Here is a 15,523-nt window from a genome sequence, read left to right on the forward strand (position 1 = left end):
AGGTAGGCCGATAGGCCTCAAAACGCCCGATGCACCGCATCGGGCGTTTTGTTTTTCAGGGCCATATGGGGCCGTTCTGTGTTGTAGATCTGCACTGCCTCATCAACCATCTGCCTCGCTTGCTCCAGATCTTCAGGTCTGCTTAACAGCAGCTCCATCTTGAGGATTCCGTTGATTCGCTCAGCCAGCGCGTTCTGGTAGCAGTCATACCCATCAGTCATGGAGCACTGAACGCCGTGCCGTTGGTGCAGTGACTGGTATAGCGCCGAGCAATATTGGATGCCTCGATCCGAATGGTGGACTAATGGCTGGCGACGACGTCGCTTTCGTAAGGCCTGCTTGAAGGCTTGCGCTACTGACTCGGCATGCAGGCTTTCATGGACGTGGTGACCAACAATTTTCCTGGAGTACGCGTCCGTTACCAGGCTCAGGTACAGCGGGCCGTTACGTGCGGGCAGATAAGTAATGTCGGCAACCCAGACGTGCTCCGGCCTTGTCGGAACGACTTGGCTTGGACCGGGCTTGATTAAGTTGGGATGGCGGTAGAAGCGATGAAAGCTCTGTGTTGTCTTGTGGTATGCCCGCTTGGGCAGTACCAGCAAACGGCGCTCTCCCAAGACCTGAAACAGCCTATCTCGGCCGACCTGGAATCGTTTGTCAGGTTGGCAATGCAGCAAATAGTGCAGCTTACGGGTACCCAGACGGGGCTGGCGCAGCCGGACTTGCTGAACAAACTGAACCACCCGATCTGCCTGGCGCTCTTTGCCATCAGCAGCTCGGTTGCGCTTGTAGTAAGCCTGTCGACTGATGCCTAGAAACTGACAAGCCCTGGCAATGCTCAGTCCTGCGACTTGACCTTGCGAGAGGACTTGCCGGATCGCTTTTTTACGACCGAGACACCATAGTCATTTTTCAGAACATCAACGACCGTTTCAAAGAACTGGGCCTTCTGGCTCATCAGCTCAAGCTGCTGCTCAAGCTCTTTGATTCGCTGCTCTGGAGTGAGCATTTTGGGGTCAGACATCGCGCAGCTCCTCTCGTCGCGGATCGAGGCCCCCTGGCTCCAATCCTGCCGACCGTGCTTACGCAACCATACCAGAACCGTCGACCGTCCCTGGATGCCATACCGCACCTGGGCCTGCTTGTAGGTCAGTTCGCCTTTTTCAATCTGATCAACCACCGCCAATTTAAAAGACAGTGAGTAATCACGCTGTGTGCGCTTTACACCTTGCTCCATCTGACTCTCCGGAAATTCGGGATGGGAGGTGTAAACCTTATTCAGGACGGGACACCCTCTGACAAAAAGCCTTGAAATTCAAGGCTTTTCTTTTTCACAAGTTTATTCTGAAACAGTCCGAGCGTAACGCTGACAGGCCTTCAATGCGATCAGTCCTTGGTCGCCGGCATCGGTGATGCTGATAATTCGTCGAGCATGCGCTGGGTCAAGTTTGGCTCGCGTGACTCCATGATCCACGCTGCTGGCGCCGGTGGCGGCTCGCATCCCACTGTCACAACCCGTGGAGGCGTCGAGTAGGACTGACAACCGCAGATCAGCAGTGGCAAGGCGGTCACGCAGGCGAGACTGAGCTTGTTGCGCATCGTTTAATTCCTTGTAGTGGGTTTGATCGTTCGCCTGCAGGCGATCTTCCAGCTCACGCCGATGGGTCTGCTGCAAATCCATCTGCTCAAGCGCTGCGACCGCGGCAGTTTCTCGGTCGAGCCTATGAGCCTCGGCCTGCTCAGCCAGCACCCTGGCATAGGCGTTGTCCTGCCACTGCCAAGCAGCCCAAGCGCCCAGTACGATCCCGACCAGCAGGGCAAAGGCCGTCACACGTATATGGAGGGCTTTCACTGCAGCACCCTCAAGGCGCGCTCATAAAGCACTTCCCGGTCTGCCAAGCCATTGATGCCGCCATTGATGCGCCTGGTGATCAGCACGAAAGCCCCTTTGTCGGCGAGCTTGTTCAGCTCGGCTTGATGCCAATACCAGCCTGCCGACAGGCACGCGTACACCGGGTGCTCCAACAGCTCAGGCGTATTGAGCAATCGGCTGTCGCCGAACAAAGCCTCGCTGCAGGCTTCGTAGTTCGCCCTGCCAGTAACCTGAATCAGCCCCCTGCCCCGGTACTTTTGCCCGTCACCATCGGCCTCTGGCGTATTGCCCAGCGCCTTGGCCAGCTTCCCCGTGTCGTACTTGGAGAGGTAGTCATTGCTGCCCAGCTCGCGGACGTAGCGCAACTGGCCGGACTCATGGCCGATCTGCGCAATGAAGGCCGCGATACGCAGACGGGTAACGATGGCGTACTTGCCCATGGCCGCATTCAGGGCAGGTACAAAAACGCCGGCTTTGGCGCCGGCGTTGGGGAGGATTTGCAGCAGTTGCCGCTCGGTAATAGCCATACAACCTGTTCCTCAAATAATGGTGGGAAAGAAAAAGCCCCGTCAGTGCGGGGCTTTATTGGGATTGCTCGGCGAGCCAGGGCGGCGCCACCGGGCGGTGTTCGATGGCGGGGAACAGCTCCGACTGGGGCCAGTCGCGAAGCTGCTGGATGTAGAGCAGTAGAGCCATGAACTGATCAGGCTCCAGTGTTGTGGGAAGGCCAAGCTCCTGCTGATCGCGGTGGCGGTCGCGTAGACCCGCAGCGCGCAGCATCACGCCATCCCGCCAGATGCGCTCTTGCTCCTCGACCACAGCAGCAGCCGCCGGCGGCGCTGCCTGAAACGATATGACACCCCCCGAACAGACAATCACCTGCCCATCAGCCCGAGCGGCAATAATCTGACCGCGACGTTCGGTGCTGACTTCGACGATGCCTGCGGGCAGGTCCGTACCATGGATAACAGTGTCCAGAAACCCGCCAGTTGCGGGGTTGTAATAGATCATGTGCCAGGACTCCTAGCGGCCGATAACGAAACCAATGACGCTCTGCACGCCTTTCGATGCTTGCGCTGCGTTGAAGACTGAAAGGTTCATACCGGTGGAGTTCATCCCGCTGGGCGTCACCACCATGCCCACCTCGGAGGCTGTTGCGCCGGTGGCAATTCCCCACGGCACCATTGGGCCAACAGGAAACGTCAGGGGCCAGGTCAGTGTTTTAGTTACAAAGCCACCCGATGCGAGGCTGGGAATGGAGCCAGCATTGACCCACTGAAGAATCCACCCGCCCATCCAGCTCGGGAGCGCGATGTACCCCGTACCGTCGAACTGCACCGAAAACCCGTTGCGCAGCTTCTTCGGCGTGACAAAAGTTGTGTCATCGTTGCCGGCATTCGTTGCTGACTGCCCGGCGACCTTTGCCCAGCCGAACGCGGTTTCCGTAGCTTGCGACACAAAGCTGGTGAACGCCCTGAAGACGCCCAGCGGTGTCATCCACTTAGTGTCGTTTACCCCCGACTCAGCATCAGTCTGCGTGGCTTTGTTCGCCACACTAACAGCATCGGTAATGCCGTACCCGGTGAGCGTGGTTGCTTTGCTCGCCTTCCCCTGCAGCGCACTGGACATAGCCGCCAGTGCGTTGGTCGTAGTGGTTGAGAAATTTGGGTCACTCCCAATCGCACTTGCCAGTTTTTTCAGCGTGTCCAGCGAGGACGGCGCTTCCGCAACCAGCGCCGATATAGCCACCTGAATTGCCTCAGTGGATTCGATTTTGGTGATCGCGTCGAGAATGCCGAACCCCTGCAGGGTTGTTGGGTTGGCCCCGCTTCTGACATGACCGTAGGCATCTACAGAGACCTTGAAGTAGGGCCCGGGAGTCACGCCCGTTTTACCTCCTGCCTGTTCAAATACCAGGGCCGTCGCGCCGAGAACGGGCTGCGTGGTGTTCGACAACTGCCACGATGTGCCGGCGTTTCGCGTGCCAGCCTGCACCGGTACCAGGTGGCCCGGGGCACACTCAATACTCTCATCGGCATCCTTCGCTCGCACCCAGGCCCCTGCGGCGGCGGTGTAGATCCAGTTTTGTGCAGCGTTGGCCTGGTTCTTGACCAGGACACGATCCCCGGCCACCAGGGCAACATCGTCAATGGTCTGCAGGCCGCTCAGCGCGATAGCCCCCGTGGTGGCCACCCGCACCGACTTCTTGACATCCGACGCGGCGATAGCCAGAACCGCAGACAGCAACTGACTGACGTTGGCCTCGTCGGGCACCATGCCGGCGCCCTTGATAACGTTCAGCACTTCCTGGGTGATCGCGTCGCCCCAGGCGGCCGGGATCAATGAGCCGATTTGCCCGGTGACCGGATTCTCATCGACAAAATGCCCGTCCACCAATCCGATGTTGGGCACGCTCTTGGGATAGTCCATCCACTACTCTCCATACTTAATAAATTCGACGGCATGCGCAGGTGCGCCACGCCGCAAGACACACTCTAGGGCGCCGCTCGGACTGCCCCCGAACTGCTCGCCAAAGTACGACACCCCGAAGCGACGCCCCACGCGGCGCCGGGGTCCCGTGTCGAGTGTCCACATGAACTGCGCGAACCAAGTGCCGAAGTGCGCCGCACCGAAGCGTGAGCGGCCAAAGCGCGGCGCCCTGTGCTCGAACACGCGGGCCTGCGGGTAGCCTTGGTCGATGGCCAGCTCGACGAAGTACGCCGGCGACTGCCCGCCGACCTCGACCAGGCGCCGGCGCACGGCCAACTGCCGGTCCTCAAACTTGGGCGAATCGCCCAAGCACGGATCGGGCAAGTCCATGACCCGCTCCCAATCCGGCACCAGCTCGCGCACGGTGTACGGATCGGACTCGGCCAACAGGTCGGCGGCGCGCAAGTCTTCCTTGGCCAGCCGCTCGGCACCCGCCTGCAGCAGCTCGTCCAGCCCCGGGTTGAACTCCCGGTCCCATGCCGGCCCAGGCGGCAGCAGCAGGCGCAGCTGCGCGTGGTAGGCCTCGGCGGTCATGATCGCCACAGCACACCCCCGTAGGTCAGCAACTGGTTGGCAGCGGCCGAGACGTTGCCGGACGGGCTGATAACGTCGTGATCGCGCTCGCCCGTGGCGCCGCTGATGGCCTCGCGAATATGCGACAGCAGCAGCTCGGCGCCCAGGGCGGATTCACGGTTGTGCAGATCGATCAGCGCACCCTCAACGGCACGGCGCACGGCGCTGCTGTCGGGGGTGATTTTCAGTTCGTACTGCACCGGCTTTTCCGCCGGCGGCAACACGTACAGCTCGGCAGTCACCGGCCGTTCTTTCTCGATGTAAGCCCGCACCAGGTCGCACGCGGCCGGGCTGGGGATCGGGTCGACGTCGCTGTCACGCATGAAGAACACCGCGACCGTGCCCGGCCCCATCCAGTGCCGCACGACCCAGGCCCGGGTGACCCCGGCCACCTCCAGCGCCCAGGTCACGTAATCGCTTTGGCTGCCGCCGTGGGGAATCACACGATACGAACGAAGCACACGGGCGCGCAGGGCCTCAATGCTCTCCTGGGCCACCCCGCCCTGCAGGCCGGGCGCATCGACGGTGACCGTCTCTTTCACGCCCAGCACCGGCGAGACGAAGCGCAGCACGGTGCCCGCCGGGGTGTTGCCCAGCGGGCCGGCGTCCAGGGCTTCAAGCTTGGCGGTACCGCTCGCGCCGGTCAGGGTGACCGTGGTCGTCACACGAAAGCGCACGCCGTCGTCACGCTGCAGCAGCGTGCCGGCATCGAGCAACGCCGAGACCGCGCCGGCGAATGTCCCGGTACCGGTGCTGACTACCGCCTCCAGCCGGCCACGCTTCAAGCGCGCCTGCGCCATGCGCAGCAAGGTTTCTTCGTCCGCCGTGTCCGGCAAAATCTGGTCGGCAATGTAGGCCTGATGCCCGTAGCGCCCATACGACGCGGCAGCCAGCACGCGGGCCAGCACCTCGGCGTCAGAGCGCAGCAGCGCACTGGAGCCCGCCAGGCGCGACAGCTCGGTGCTGATCAGCTCGGGCAGGCTCGGGGTATTAAACGGCATTAATCACCTGCCATAGGTTGTCGAGTTGCAGATTGATGGTTCGCCCGTCTCGCAACGTGAGTACCACCCCCATGTTCAACCGGTCGATACCCCGGGCCACCGTTACCGTAACGGCAGTGACCCGGCCGTCATCGAGCATCCAGGCCAGCGCCTCCCGCGCGAAGGCCTCGGCCAGCTGCAGCGTGGCGTCGTTCAGCGTGCGCCGGCGCAACTGCCACAGCCGAGACCCGATACGGTCGTCGGCCTGGCTGGGGAAACTGTCGCCCCACCAGCCGAAGCGCTCGGCGTCGTCCAGACGGTCATCCGCGCCGGCGCGGCGCCAGGTCAGCAGGCTGATCACCGCTGCTCGTCGCCAGGCCGTGTCGGTTTCGTCGGCTTCAATCAGTGCCATGCGTTACCCCTTGACCGGCTTCTTGTCCGAGCCTTCGTGTACGTGCTGCGACGTGCTAACACCGGCGGCGACCTGATCCCCGACCGACACGATGCGGCCAGTGGTGCTGATCAGCGGCGTGTCGAACTCCACCGCCGTGCCGGCCTTGATACGTAGGGTCATCGTTTCAATCGAGATTTCCCGGCCGCGCTTGAAGTGCAGAAAATCGCCCTCGTCGGTGTACAAGGCGACCTCGCCGGACTTGAGCCCCTGCAGACGAAAGCGCCGGTCGGACACTTGAATCACAAGGCCGTGGGATCGATCACCGCCGACAAACACCGCCACGGCTTCGGCCCCCGGGTGCGGGTTGGCCGTGAACCCGTAAGGCTCAAAGTGCTCCATGCCGTCTTTCACCTCATCGGCGTTCAGGCGCATCTGCAGGCCCTGCATCTTGCCGTCAGGGTTCACCAGGGCCAGCTCGCCCCGGGCTATCACGTTGTTGCTCGGCTTCATGTGCCAGGCTTCCAGTCAGCGGGAATGAGGTATTCGAAGTTGTCGGCCTTGCCGCCCTTCTTGAGCTTGCGTGTGCTGTGCGGGTCTTTCGGCTCAGGCTCAAACGCATCCGGCGGCGCCACGGTCAGGTTGGCCACGGTGCCGCCTTCGTCCAGGCTGTATTCGATTTCGCTGATCAGCATGTCGCGGTCGATGCCGATCAGCGGATCGACCACGCGCACGATCATGTTCGGCAGCCACAGGGCGCCGTTGGACTGCCTCCAGCCCTGCACCTTGTAATTCAGGGTCAGGGCCTTGCCCATGCGGTTGCCGCGCTCCCAGTTGGCCCGGGCGGCTGCCAGGTCCGGGGTCATCTGCCCGCTTTCGTGAATCACCAACACGCGCTTGCGTGCGGCACGCGGATCAGTCACAGCGGCCTGTACCTCCGAGGCCTTGGCCCCAAAGGCGTCATCCGTACCCGAACGCTGGCCGGTCACCTTGTAGTCCGAGAACACCCCGGAAAAGTCGAGCGCCGCATCACCGGTCAGAATGTTTTGCCCCAGCTCCAGACGGTCAACCGCCCGGCCGGCTGACCCTGGGCGAATGATCACCAGGCGGCCCCGCGTGTCGTCCGTTGACAGCAGGCGCGATAAGGTCAACAGCCGGTCGATGGACTCGAACACTGTTTCCCCGGGCTCGATGGCGTGCTCGGCCAGCTTCGACGTTTCCGCCGCCTGGCTGATAACCTGCACGCCGTAGAGCTCGGCCAGCGCCTGCACGATTTGCTGCACGCTCTGACCCTTCCACTGCCCGGGCTTGTTGATCGCCGAGCAGTCCACCAGGTCTGCGGTCAGCGACCGCCCCTGAATCGAGCGCGTCACCTGCTTGCTGTCGTAGCTGACCGGCGTACCGAAGATGTAGCCCGTCAGGGCCAGGTCATCGCCGATCTTGACGACGCAGTGATCGCCCTGGCGGATCGGGATTTCATCCGCCTGGCCGGGCCACCGCCAGGTCACGTCAAGTTTGAAGTCCCGGCTCTGTCGCTCGATGCCGGCGCTGATGCTGACTTTCTTCCAGCCGCGATAATCCAGGCCGTTCACGCTCAGCGTGACAGCATTCTGTTCATGCATAGGGTTACTCCTGGGCGACTTGCAGCACCCCCGCTGGCAGAAACCCGGGGTGCTTCACTTTGTTACGGGTAACGATTTCACCGGCGCGGGATGCGTCAGCGAACAACTGATAAGCCAGCACCACCGCCGGCAGGCTTTCCTTGCGCTCAACCTCGACCAGGCGCACACCGGCCCCGGCCACGGCTGTCAGGTGATCCCGCACGCGCTTGCGCACCGCCTCCAGCAGTTGGAAGTGCTCATGTGTGGCCACCAGCGACGCCGACCACAGCGCATCACTGATTGCCTCGCGTAGCGTGATCACGTCCGCCGCCACCGGCACCTGCGGCCGATCAATCGGCGCCGCCACCTGCTGCGCCAGGCCCGGCACCCCGGGCAACGCCGCCGGCGCCGACACCACTGGCATCGACGCGGCAACACGCACGGCCTGCACGATCAGCGCGTCACGCATCAACTCGCGTGCCGCCTGCACCACGGCGGCCGTGGCCAGCCCGCCGTCGGCATTGACCGCTGTAGCACTGTCCTGCAGCTCGCCGTTCAGCCCCTGGGCCAGCTCGATCTGGTTGGTGATGTCGCGTGACGCCGACACAAAGCTGCTGAATCCCGGCTCAGTGTCTGCAAGGCGCGCCACGGTGCGCGAAAACTCGGGGTCGGCCTCGACCCCGGTTGCGCCCGCGCTCCCCCCCGAGGGGTCCCAGCGGTAGCCAGACGACCGGTTACTACCCCCGACACTGGCGAACTGTGCGCGGATCATCGCCGCGAAGTTGCCCGGGGCGTTGATCAGCATGTCAGCCAGCGCCTCGACCGACGACACCAACCCCAGCACCTGGCCCAGCTCGCGCTGGATGGCCATCTGAATCCCGGCTATGCCGTTCTGCAGGGCGACCACGGCCAGCCGCGCTTTGTTGACCACGGCCATTGCTGCCTTGTAGCGAGCAATGGCCGACTCAAGCAGGCTTTCCGAATCGTCCTCCAGCTGGCTGGCCGGGTTGGGCACCCCGACCGGGTAGCCCTTCTCGCCGGCTTCGATGAACTCCAGTTCAAAGCGCACCAGGCCACCCTCGCGGCGTTCGTGCGACACGTCGCAGGCCTCGCCCGGGGTGACCGTCATGCGCCCGAACCATGGGTGCACCAGCTCGCCAGCGCCGGGTTGGTTCAGGGCGTGCAGCAGGTTGTCACGTTGAAACAGGCAATCCTCGCCGACGACAAACGCCGTCATCTTGACTACCCGAGTCTTCGCGCCCATGTCTTCCACCAGCGGCTTGTCGCGCTGAGGGTACTCATGCAACTGCGTGCGCCGGCCGACCGGCGTTGAATCACTCTCGACAAAGAACGGCACCCCGCGAAAGGATGCCGGCTGCCGTTTCTCCCGCCATGTACCCGACATTTATCCAGGCCTCCCCAATGAGCGATAGCCCACGCTCGGCGTGACCGACAGCCCGGGCTGGTTGGTTTGCGCTGGGTTGACGACCATGCCCGCCGGGGCATTGTCGAAGCGCACGACCATTGAGCCCTGCAGCTCGGTTTTCGAAGCAGCGGCTGTTTGCTGAACCAGCGAACCGCGCGCCGTTGGCAGGCTGCCGCCCGGGGTTGCCCCAGGCAGCGGCCGACCACGCGCCGCGTCCCGGGCCAGCGCTTCGGCCTTGGTCGTCACCGGCACAGCGGCCGGCTTGGCCAGCGACTGCGCGGCCGCTGCAGACTGCACCGCACTGGCCGGTACCGACGGCACGGCCATCAGCGGCACCAGCCCATCATTCGCAGGCGCCCGCATCATGCTGGCCACCGTCGTCGCCTCGGGCAGCAGCTGGGGCATCGGGGCAATGGGCTTGACCAATCGCCCCTGGCCCGCCTGGGCCTGTTCGTTACGCGCCTTCTGTTCCTCGGTCCAGGCGTTGACCTTATCGGTCGCCCCCTTGACCACGCCGTCACCGTCCGAGCTGAACCCTAGAAACTTCATCATCGGTTCAATGATCGGTTTGAGCTTGTCCCACAGGCCTTTAAAGAATCCGGTAATCGGCTCCCAGTGCTTGAGGATGATGCCCAGCGGCGACCAGTCGAACAGGGTTTTCATGAAGTCCAGGAACGGCACCGAAAGGGCTTTGATCAGTTCCCACACCGCGCCGAAGAACTCAGTGATCGGCCCCCAGTTGGCGACGATCATGCCGAGCGGGGTCCAGCTGAAAGCCTGTTTCATCCAGCCCCATACGGCCATCGCCGGGCCCTTCACCATGTCCCAGACCTTGGCGAAGTACGGCCCCACCGTTGACCAGTTGCCGATCAAAAGGCCGGCGGCCAAGGCGATACCCCGCACAACCAAGCCAATGGGGCTCATGCTGGCCACCGCGTTCATCAGCGTGAGCGCGCCGGTTGCGGCGGCCGTGGCCAGGCGCAGCACGGTAAAGCCCACAGCGGCGCCGAGGATGCCCTTGATCAGCCACGGGTGCGCGCCGGCCAGCTCGGTCACGTTGCTGATGATCGGCCCCACCGTGGCCATGAAGTCGTTGAACGGCGGCAGTAGCGCCGTACCGACTGTTATGCCCAGGCGGGTTACCCGGTTCTGCAGCAGTTGCAGGCCGTTTTCCGTGGTGGCCGCCCGTGCGGTGTACTCGTCTTGCATCGAGCCGGCAAAGTCGCCCTCCTTGCCTACCGACCTGAAGTTCTTCTGCAGCGTGTCCAGGTTGGTCAGCAGTGGCGCAATGGCCCCTACCGACTCCTTGCCGAACAGGCTGGTAAGCACCGCCGCCTGCTTGGCCTTATCGACCTTGGCCAGCGTCTTGAGTACGCGGGTCATGGTCCCTTCGCTATCGGTCTGCATGCCCTGGGCGATTTCGTTCGCGTCCAGTCGCAACGCCTTGTAGGCCTCGCGTTGCGACTTGGTGGCCGCGTTACCGGCGGTCATCGTGAGCATGAAGTTCTTGATGCCAGTGGCCGCCACGTCCTGGGCGATACCCACCCCGGCCAGCGCCGAGCCCATCGCAGCCAGTTGCCCGGCGTTGACCCCCGCTACCTCGCCCAGCGGGCCGATGGCGGTCACGATGGCGGAGATTTGCGCCGTGCTGGCTGCACCCGTGTTACCCAGGTAGTTGATCTTGTCGGCCAGGGTGACCACTTCGTCCTGGTTCATGTGGAACGCGGTGCGCCACTTGGCCATCATTTCCCCGGACTGCGCGGCGGTCTGGTCGAACGCCACGCCCATCTTTACCGCGTCTTCGGCGAACTTGTTCAGTTCCTCCCGGGCAATACCCGACTGCCCGCCGGCCGCAACGATTTGCGCGATGCCATCGGCCGCCATTGGCAAGCGCTCAGACAGGTCGAGCACGTCGTTGCTCATGGCCTTGAACTGCTCGGGCGTGTCGAAGTTGACGACCTTCTTCACGTCGGCCATGGCGCTTTCAAACTTCATCGCCGCCTGAACGCCCATGACAAAGGGGGCCGCGATGGCCCCCCCTTGTACTGCATCCATGAACGTGATTTTGCCCAGGCCCGAGCTGTTCAACTGCTTGCGCAACATGGCCGCGTTTTTGCGCACGCCGGTCATCACCGGCGACAGCTTATCGACGCCGGTAATCAGCGCTTTAAGCTGGAACTTATCCGCCATTGTTCGCCCCCGCTAACTCTTGGATTCGCCAAGCGTTTTCTTCACTTTCGAACAGCACGTCCAGCGGCCACGCCTTGACCTGTTCCGGGTTGGTTTTCCAGTACCAGGCCAGGTCGTAGGACAGATCAATCAGCTCGCTGATGGTGGCGAAGCGGGGGACATGAAAAAACCAGCAATCAACCACGCGAAGCGGTTGAGGTCGGACAGGTCCAACTGATCCACCGACCCCGGGGGGATGGCTGCGCATACACCCAGGTACTTAGCGGCGACGTCAAGATCGAGCGAGACTGCTTCGTCTTTGTCGATGTGGTAGGGCAGCGACTTGATAGCGCGGCAGTCCTGTACGGTGGGGCGGCGAATGGTCAGTTCGACCAAAGTTTCGCCGTGTGCCTGAATCGGTGCGCTCAACGTGTGAGTAGTGGTGCTCATTATTGCCAGTCCCCTGCGATGCCTTCGAAATTGAGTGAAACCTTGCCGTCGTCACCGGTGACGTTCACGTCGTCCACCAGGTAGGCGCCGGACAGCACATAGCTGCGCCCGGTCTTGAACTCGGTTGTAACGGTCATGTTGATGCCGTTGGTCAGCTTGGTAATGGGAAAACCCGGCGTCATCACCGCGTCAACCTTGGTGAACGGAACGCGGTCTTCCTCCTTGAAGTAACCCTTCACAACGGTTTCGCGCTTGACGCTGGAAAGCGCCACCTCGACGCCACCCGTGATAACCAGCTGCTCGCCATCGACCTTGATGTAGCAGGTGCCTGCGACTTTCTGACCCATAAAAAGGGCTCCCATAAAAAGGCCCGCACAAGGCAGGCCGGGGTGAATTGCTGCGGGTTACGCCGCGTCGGGGTGCTGCAGGCGGAACTGGTACAGCAGCGCGAACACGCGCAACTGATTGACCAGATCCGGCGGGAACAGCACGTTCAGCCGGTTCGGGTTGGTCGCGTCACGCTCGACCACCAGATGCTCCTTGAACGCCTCAATGTTCTCGACGATGCCGGCGCGCTCCAGCTCGCCATACGCCGCGATCAGCTCGCCCCGGATCACAATCGGCGTGACGATGGCCGCGCCGGCGCCGAAGCTGGTGCCGTCGTTGGCCAGCTTACTGCGCCCGTATTTGCTGGTGATACGGCTTTGCAGGTTGCGGATCACATACGCCGACTGGTGCAGCGGCTCGCTGTCCAGGTAAGAGTCATCCGCCTGGCCAAACGCATTGCGCTGGTATGTGGTGATACCCCGCTGAATGCGGTAGCTGCCGCCTTCGTAGTACGCCGTGGCAATGCCGTTCATCAGCAGCGACTGCCGCTCGGTCAGCATGAAGCGGCTGCTCGCCGGCGCAGGATCGATGCCCGGCAGCGTGCCGGTTTGCGTCGGCCGGGCTGGGTCGGCGCTGATGAACACGGCGGTGCGTGCCGCGTACTGCGCCGCGATTTCCCACGCCGGCTGCGGCACACCGCGTTCGAAACCGTGAATCGTCATGTGTGGGTCATTGCGCGCCCGGCCGGCCGCCACCAGCTCGCCCAGGCTGCCGCGCTTGGCGGTGTACACATGACCATACAGCTGCTTGGCCCAGGACCAGCGGCCGGCGGTGTCTTCCATCGTGACTTTCCAGGCGTCCAGGGTCGCCACGTCGCTCCAGGGCTGACAGATGAACTCGAAAGGCTCATCGCCCAAGGCAGCCAGCGCGGTCGCCATATCGGGGCTGCCAACGCCGCCCGTCATCACACCCGCCACCAGCGTCAGCCCGGCCGGGGTTTCCTCGCCGTTGGTGCGGCCCAGGCGGTTCAGCTCGACCCGAATGTCGTTGCTCAGGTCGCCCTTGAACTTGGCCGTCAGGGTCACCACGGCCGCCTCCACGGTCGCCGTGACCGGCAGATCAAGCGCCGCGTTGATGCTGGCCGCGACAGCGGTGGCCACCGCCTCGGCCGACATACCCAGGGTGACGGTGGTACGCACGCGCTTGCCAGCCACGTACAGATTGACCTGGCCGGGCGCCGACGGTGTGCCCGTTACGGTAACGGTAGCGGTGGCCGCCGTGCCTTCGGTCACCTGCAGCGGCAGACACCAGACCTCGCCGGCGATATCGATGGCGCGGTGTTTCTCGTACATCGCGGCCAGCATCGAGCCGGTACCGCCGATGGCGGTGGCTTCGGCCTGGCGCGACACCAGCACCAGGCTGCCGACTTCTTCGCTGTCTACGCCGTCGTTGACCTGCCCCACCAGCAGCCGGCGCAGCGCGGCGCCGGCATTGCTATTGGCCATCGAGTTATCAACCTCGGCGTAGAACAGCGGCACGCGCAGGTCGGACGGAATGTTGCTGAAACCAATGCTCATGGCTTGGTCACCCTCGCTTTTTTGGGTTCGACGACAACCGCGTCGCCATCAGCCAGGCGGCGCTGCCACCAGGCGTTGTGGGGCACCTTGGCCCCTTCGTCGGGCAGCAGCTCGCCGCCCTTCTCCGGCATCGGGCAAGCACGCCCCGGGGCCGGTTTCAGGTGAATCAGTGTCATTGAGGTAGATCCTCTCGGGTTGTGAATTCGACACGGCCGTCAGGGCCCGACTGGGCGACGTTGCGGTCGACGAGGGGGTCGATGAAGTCGAGCGAGATATCGAGCCCCTGCAGGGTGGGCAGGCCGTCCACTTCGTGCTCGTACCATGTTTCAGCTGGGTCGCTGTCGTTGCTGCGCCCCAACTGGAACTCAGCACTGAAGCTGTAGCGGTAGACCACCCGAGCCCTGTTGATGAAGATCAGTGCACCACCGCCATAGGTAACCTGGTCATACTCTGGCTCCGGCTTCCACCCCACCAATGCGCGCCAGAGATCAGCCCTCAAAACGTGCAGGTCGTGCACAGCCTCCTGGCCGCGTTCGTCTGATGTGTCGAGCACGACAATGACGTCGAAGCCGTCAGAGATAACCTGACGGACCCCATTTTTCAGGTCGTTGGGTTCGGCCTCATCATCGGAGGCAATGACATACGCCGACGGGTGCTTGAGGTTGGAACTGGTCGCGACGGCGTCCCAATCGATCCCTGCCGCGATCCTGCCGGCGAAGGCAGAACAATGGGCACGCAGATGCGCGACGATCACATTCAGTCTCATCGTGGTTTCCGTATGTAGGGGTTAACTCAATGCGTCAGCGAAGGCCGCCGCCAGCAGACGCTGCACCTGCGAACTCGAGTCCTGCAGCGCATCTGCCATGTAGTTGTCACGCGGTGTGATGCGCCACTCGCCAGACGCCCGGGCAGCGAGCGCTTGTGCACGAACGCCCTTCGCCCGGCGATTCGTCTTCCCGACTCCCGCGCCCGGAGCCAGCTTCCCGAGGCGCCGCCCCTGCTTCACGCCGTAATGCAGAAATGCGGGGTAATAGGCTTTCATTGCACCGGTCTTAGTGGGAGCCACCCGGACCAGAAAGCCGGAGCGCGACACCTTGGCCTTGATCGAATCGAGCGTGGCCCCGGTGCGGCTCACCGGGTAGCCGTCCCGGCCACCACCCAGGGCGAGATTCATTTGGGCCTTCTGCATGACCAGCCGACCTGCCTTGCGCATGCCGGCACGGATCTTCTTACGGTCGAAGGCATCGCGCTCAAAGCTATCGAAGCCTTCGAAATGCACGTACCCATCGAGAGAGGCACTGTTAGCCATACACGCCACCTCCAGCCCGCACGCGCCCCAGCTCCTCCACCTCAAGCACCGTGAAACGGTGCGTGCCGTTCAGGTCAGCGACACGCCGGACCCGGTAAAGCCTGGACCCGTGAACGACTTCGTGAGCGTCAGTGATGCCGTCAAGGAATCGCAGCGTAATACGGTGCGTGACCTTCGCATCAAGCTGCACACTGGCGCTATAGGCAGCGGTCCCCACAGGGACAATGCTGGCCCAGCGGCGTTTTTCATCTGTGAAAACCGAGTCGATGCCATTGTCTGAGGCAGGCTGATCAGAGCGAAAGCGTATGGTGATACGCCGGTTCAACTCACCGGCAGATGGTTCTCTCAGTGCCATGA

The 15,523-nt window shown here is 63.0% G+C and carries 18 protein-coding genes and 1 pseudogene; all 19 read right to left on the minus strand.

Annotated elements, in window-relative coordinates; translation table 11 throughout:
* Nucleotides 1-17: 17 nt before the first annotated feature.
* The 19 genes and pseudogenes from CR917_RS01405 to CR917_RS01500 all read right to left on the minus strand — a co-directional run bounded on the left by CR917_RS01405 (nt 18) and on the right by CR917_RS01500 (nt 15,521).
* A protein-coding gene (locus CR917_RS01405) for an IS3 family transposase (protein ID WP_104571780.1) occupies nt 18-1,237 on the minus strand; the annotation gives its coding sequence in 2 pieces (ribosomal slippage) (nt 18-889 and nt 889-1,237; 1,221 coding nt in all).
* Nucleotides 1,238-1,339: 102 nt separating this feature from the next.
* Nucleotides 1,340-1,852 carry a lysis system i-spanin subunit Rz gene (locus CR917_RS01410; protein ID WP_104571791.1) on the minus strand — a complete coding sequence of 171 codons (513 nt, stop codon included), beginning with the start codon at nt 1,850-1,852 and terminating at the stop codon, nt 1,340-1,342.
* Nucleotides 1,849-2,400, minus strand: coding sequence for a glycoside hydrolase family 19 protein (locus CR917_RS01415; protein ID WP_104571792.1), 552 nt, complete (start codon nt 2,398-2,400; stop codon nt 1,849-1,851). Before CR917_RS01415 ends, CR917_RS01410 begins: the two co-directional genes overlap by 4 nt.
* 55 nt (nt 2,401-2,455) lie before the next feature.
* Nucleotides 2,456-2,884 (minus strand): phage tail protein, encoded by a 429-nt coding sequence (locus CR917_RS27580; protein WP_256589595.1) that lies wholly within the window; start codon nt 2,882-2,884, stop codon nt 2,456-2,458.
* A gap of 753 nt (nt 2,885-3,637) precedes the next feature.
* Nucleotides 3,638-4,303, minus strand: a pseudogene (locus tag CR917_RS27970) (phage tail protein); the annotation flags it as partial.
* Between the two features lie 3 nt (nt 4,304-4,306).
* Entirely contained in the window at nt 4,307-4,897 is a 591-nt protein-coding gene (locus tag CR917_RS01430) for a YmfQ family protein (protein WP_104573133.1), read from the minus strand.
* On the minus strand, nt 4,894-5,937 hold the full coding sequence (locus CR917_RS01435; protein ID WP_104571793.1) for a baseplate J/gp47 family protein: 1,044 nt from the start codon (nt 5,935-5,937) through the stop codon (nt 4,894-4,896). The genes CR917_RS01430 and CR917_RS01435 overlap by 4 nt, the downstream gene beginning before the upstream one ends.
* Nucleotides 5,927-6,328, minus strand: coding sequence for a phage GP46 family protein (locus CR917_RS01440; protein WP_104571794.1), 402 nt, complete (start codon nt 6,326-6,328; stop codon nt 5,927-5,929). Before CR917_RS01440 ends, CR917_RS01435 begins: the two co-directional genes overlap by 11 nt.
* Nucleotides 6,329-6,331: 3 nt before the next feature.
* Nucleotides 6,332-6,820 carry a phage baseplate assembly protein V gene (locus tag CR917_RS01445; RefSeq protein WP_104571795.1) on the minus strand — a complete coding sequence of 163 codons (489 nt, stop codon included), beginning with the start codon at nt 6,818-6,820 and terminating at the stop codon, nt 6,332-6,334.
* Nucleotides 6,817-7,929, minus strand: a complete 1,113-nt coding sequence (locus CR917_RS01450; protein ID WP_104571796.1) for a phage baseplate assembly protein — start codon at nt 7,927-7,929, stop codon at nt 6,817-6,819. Before CR917_RS01450 ends, CR917_RS01445 begins: the two co-directional genes overlap by 4 nt.
* Before the next feature lie 4 nt (nt 7,930-7,933).
* Nucleotides 7,934-9,313, minus strand: a complete 1,380-nt coding sequence (locus tag CR917_RS01455) for a DNA circularization protein (protein ID WP_104571797.1) — start codon at nt 9,311-9,313, stop codon at nt 7,934-7,936.
* On the minus strand, nt 9,314-11,524 hold the full coding sequence (locus tag CR917_RS01460) for a phage tail tape measure protein (RefSeq protein WP_104571798.1): 2,211 nt from the start codon (nt 11,522-11,524) through the stop codon (nt 9,314-9,316). It lies immediately after the preceding gene.
* A 129-nt stretch (nt 11,525-11,653) separates the two neighbouring features.
* Nucleotides 11,654-11,953: a phage tail assembly protein gene (locus CR917_RS01470; protein WP_104571800.1), complete on the minus strand. Its 300-nt coding sequence runs from the start codon at nt 11,951-11,953 to the stop codon at nt 11,654-11,656.
* Nucleotides 11,953-12,300 carry a phage tail tube protein gene (locus CR917_RS01475; protein ID WP_104571801.1) on the minus strand — a complete coding sequence of 116 codons (348 nt, stop codon included), beginning with the start codon at nt 12,298-12,300 and terminating at the stop codon, nt 11,953-11,955. The genes CR917_RS01470 and CR917_RS01475 overlap by 1 nt, the downstream gene beginning before the upstream one ends.
* Nucleotides 12,301-12,357: 57 nt before the next feature.
* The gene (locus tag CR917_RS01480) at nt 12,358-13,857 is read right to left on the minus strand and encodes a phage tail sheath subtilisin-like domain-containing protein (protein WP_104571802.1); all 1,500 of its coding nucleotides are present in this window, start codon (nt 13,855-13,857) and stop codon (nt 12,358-12,360) included.
* Nucleotides 13,854-14,033 carry a DUF2635 domain-containing protein gene (locus CR917_RS01485; protein ID WP_043863306.1) on the minus strand — a complete coding sequence of 60 codons (180 nt, stop codon included), beginning with the start codon at nt 14,031-14,033 and terminating at the stop codon, nt 13,854-13,856. The genes CR917_RS01480 and CR917_RS01485 overlap by 4 nt, the downstream gene beginning before the upstream one ends.
* The gene (locus tag CR917_RS01490; RefSeq protein WP_043863305.1) at nt 14,030-14,623 is read right to left on the minus strand and encodes a hypothetical protein; all 594 of its coding nucleotides are present in this window, start codon (nt 14,621-14,623) and stop codon (nt 14,030-14,032) included. The genes CR917_RS01485 and CR917_RS01490 overlap by 4 nt, the downstream gene beginning before the upstream one ends.
* 21 nt (nt 14,624-14,644) lie before the next feature.
* Nucleotides 14,645-15,166 (minus strand): hypothetical protein, encoded by a 522-nt coding sequence (locus CR917_RS01495; protein ID WP_043863304.1) that lies wholly within the window; start codon nt 15,164-15,166, stop codon nt 14,645-14,647.
* Nucleotides 15,159-15,521 (minus strand): phage head closure protein, encoded by a 363-nt coding sequence (locus CR917_RS01500; protein WP_104571803.1) that lies wholly within the window; start codon nt 15,519-15,521, stop codon nt 15,159-15,161. The genes CR917_RS01495 and CR917_RS01500 overlap by 8 nt, the downstream gene beginning before the upstream one ends.
* Nucleotides 15,522-15,523: the final 2 nt, after the last annotated feature.

Origin of the sequence: Pseudomonas sp. BRM28 (genome assembly GCF_002939405.1) — a bacterium.
Classification (GTDB): Bacteria; Pseudomonadota; Gammaproteobacteria; order Pseudomonadales; family Pseudomonadaceae; genus Aquipseudomonas; species Aquipseudomonas palmensis.

What these genes read in the sequence shown, in the direction of transcription:
- CR917_RS01480 (WP_104571802.1), bottom strand. Translation starts at nt 13,857, where the DNA reads ATGAGCATTGGTTTCAGCAACATTCCGTCCGACCTGCGCGTGCCGCTG.
- CR917_RS01445 (WP_104571795.1), bottom strand. Translation starts at nt 6,820, where the DNA reads ATGAAGCCGAGCAACAACGTGATAGCCCGGGGCGAGCTGGCCCTGGTG.
- CR917_RS01485 (WP_043863306.1), bottom strand. Translation starts at nt 14,033, where the DNA reads ATGACACTGATTCACCTGAAACCGGCCCCGGGGCGTGCTTGCCCGATG.
- CR917_RS01470 (WP_104571800.1), bottom strand. Translation starts at nt 11,953, where the DNA reads ATGAGCACCACTACTCACACGTTGAGCGCACCGATTCAGGCACACGGC.
- CR917_RS01475 (WP_104571801.1), bottom strand. Translation starts at nt 12,300, where the DNA reads ATGGGTCAGAAAGTCGCAGGCACCTGCTACATCAAGGTCGATGGCGAG.
- CR917_RS01430 (WP_104573133.1), bottom strand. Translation starts at nt 4,897, where the DNA reads ATGACCGCCGAGGCCTACCACGCGCAGCTGCGCCTGCTGCTGCCGCCT.
- CR917_RS01455 (WP_104571797.1), bottom strand. Translation starts at nt 9,313, where the DNA reads ATGTCGGGTACATGGCGGGAGAAACGGCAGCCGGCATCCTTTCGCGGG.
- CR917_RS01495 (WP_043863304.1), bottom strand. Translation starts at nt 15,166, where the DNA reads ATGGCTAACAGTGCCTCTCTCGATGGGTACGTGCATTTCGAAGGCTTC.
- CR917_RS01460 (WP_104571798.1), bottom strand. Translation starts at nt 11,524, where the DNA reads ATGGCGGATAAGTTCCAGCTTAAAGCGCTGATTACCGGCGTCGATAAG.
- CR917_RS01450 (WP_104571796.1), bottom strand. Translation starts at nt 7,929, where the DNA reads ATGCATGAACAGAATGCTGTCACGCTGAGCGTGAACGGCCTGGATTAT.
- CR917_RS01415 (WP_104571792.1), bottom strand. Translation starts at nt 2,400, where the DNA reads ATGGCTATTACCGAGCGGCAACTGCTGCAAATCCTCCCCAACGCCGGC.
- CR917_RS27580 (WP_256589595.1), bottom strand. Translation starts at nt 2,884, where the DNA reads ATGATCTATTACAACCCCGCAACTGGCGGGTTTCTGGACACTGTTATC.
- CR917_RS01435 (WP_104571793.1), bottom strand. Translation starts at nt 5,937, where the DNA reads ATGCCGTTTAATACCCCGAGCCTGCCCGAGCTGATCAGCACCGAGCTG.
- CR917_RS01440 (WP_104571794.1), bottom strand. Translation starts at nt 6,328, where the DNA reads ATGGCACTGATTGAAGCCGACGAAACCGACACGGCCTGGCGACGAGCA.
- CR917_RS01500 (WP_104571803.1), bottom strand. Translation starts at nt 15,521, where the DNA reads ATGGCACTGAGAGAACCATCTGCCGGTGAGTTGAACCGGCGTATCACC.
- CR917_RS01490 (WP_043863305.1), bottom strand. Translation starts at nt 14,623, where the DNA reads ATGAGACTGAATGTGATCGTCGCGCATCTGCGTGCCCATTGTTCTGCC.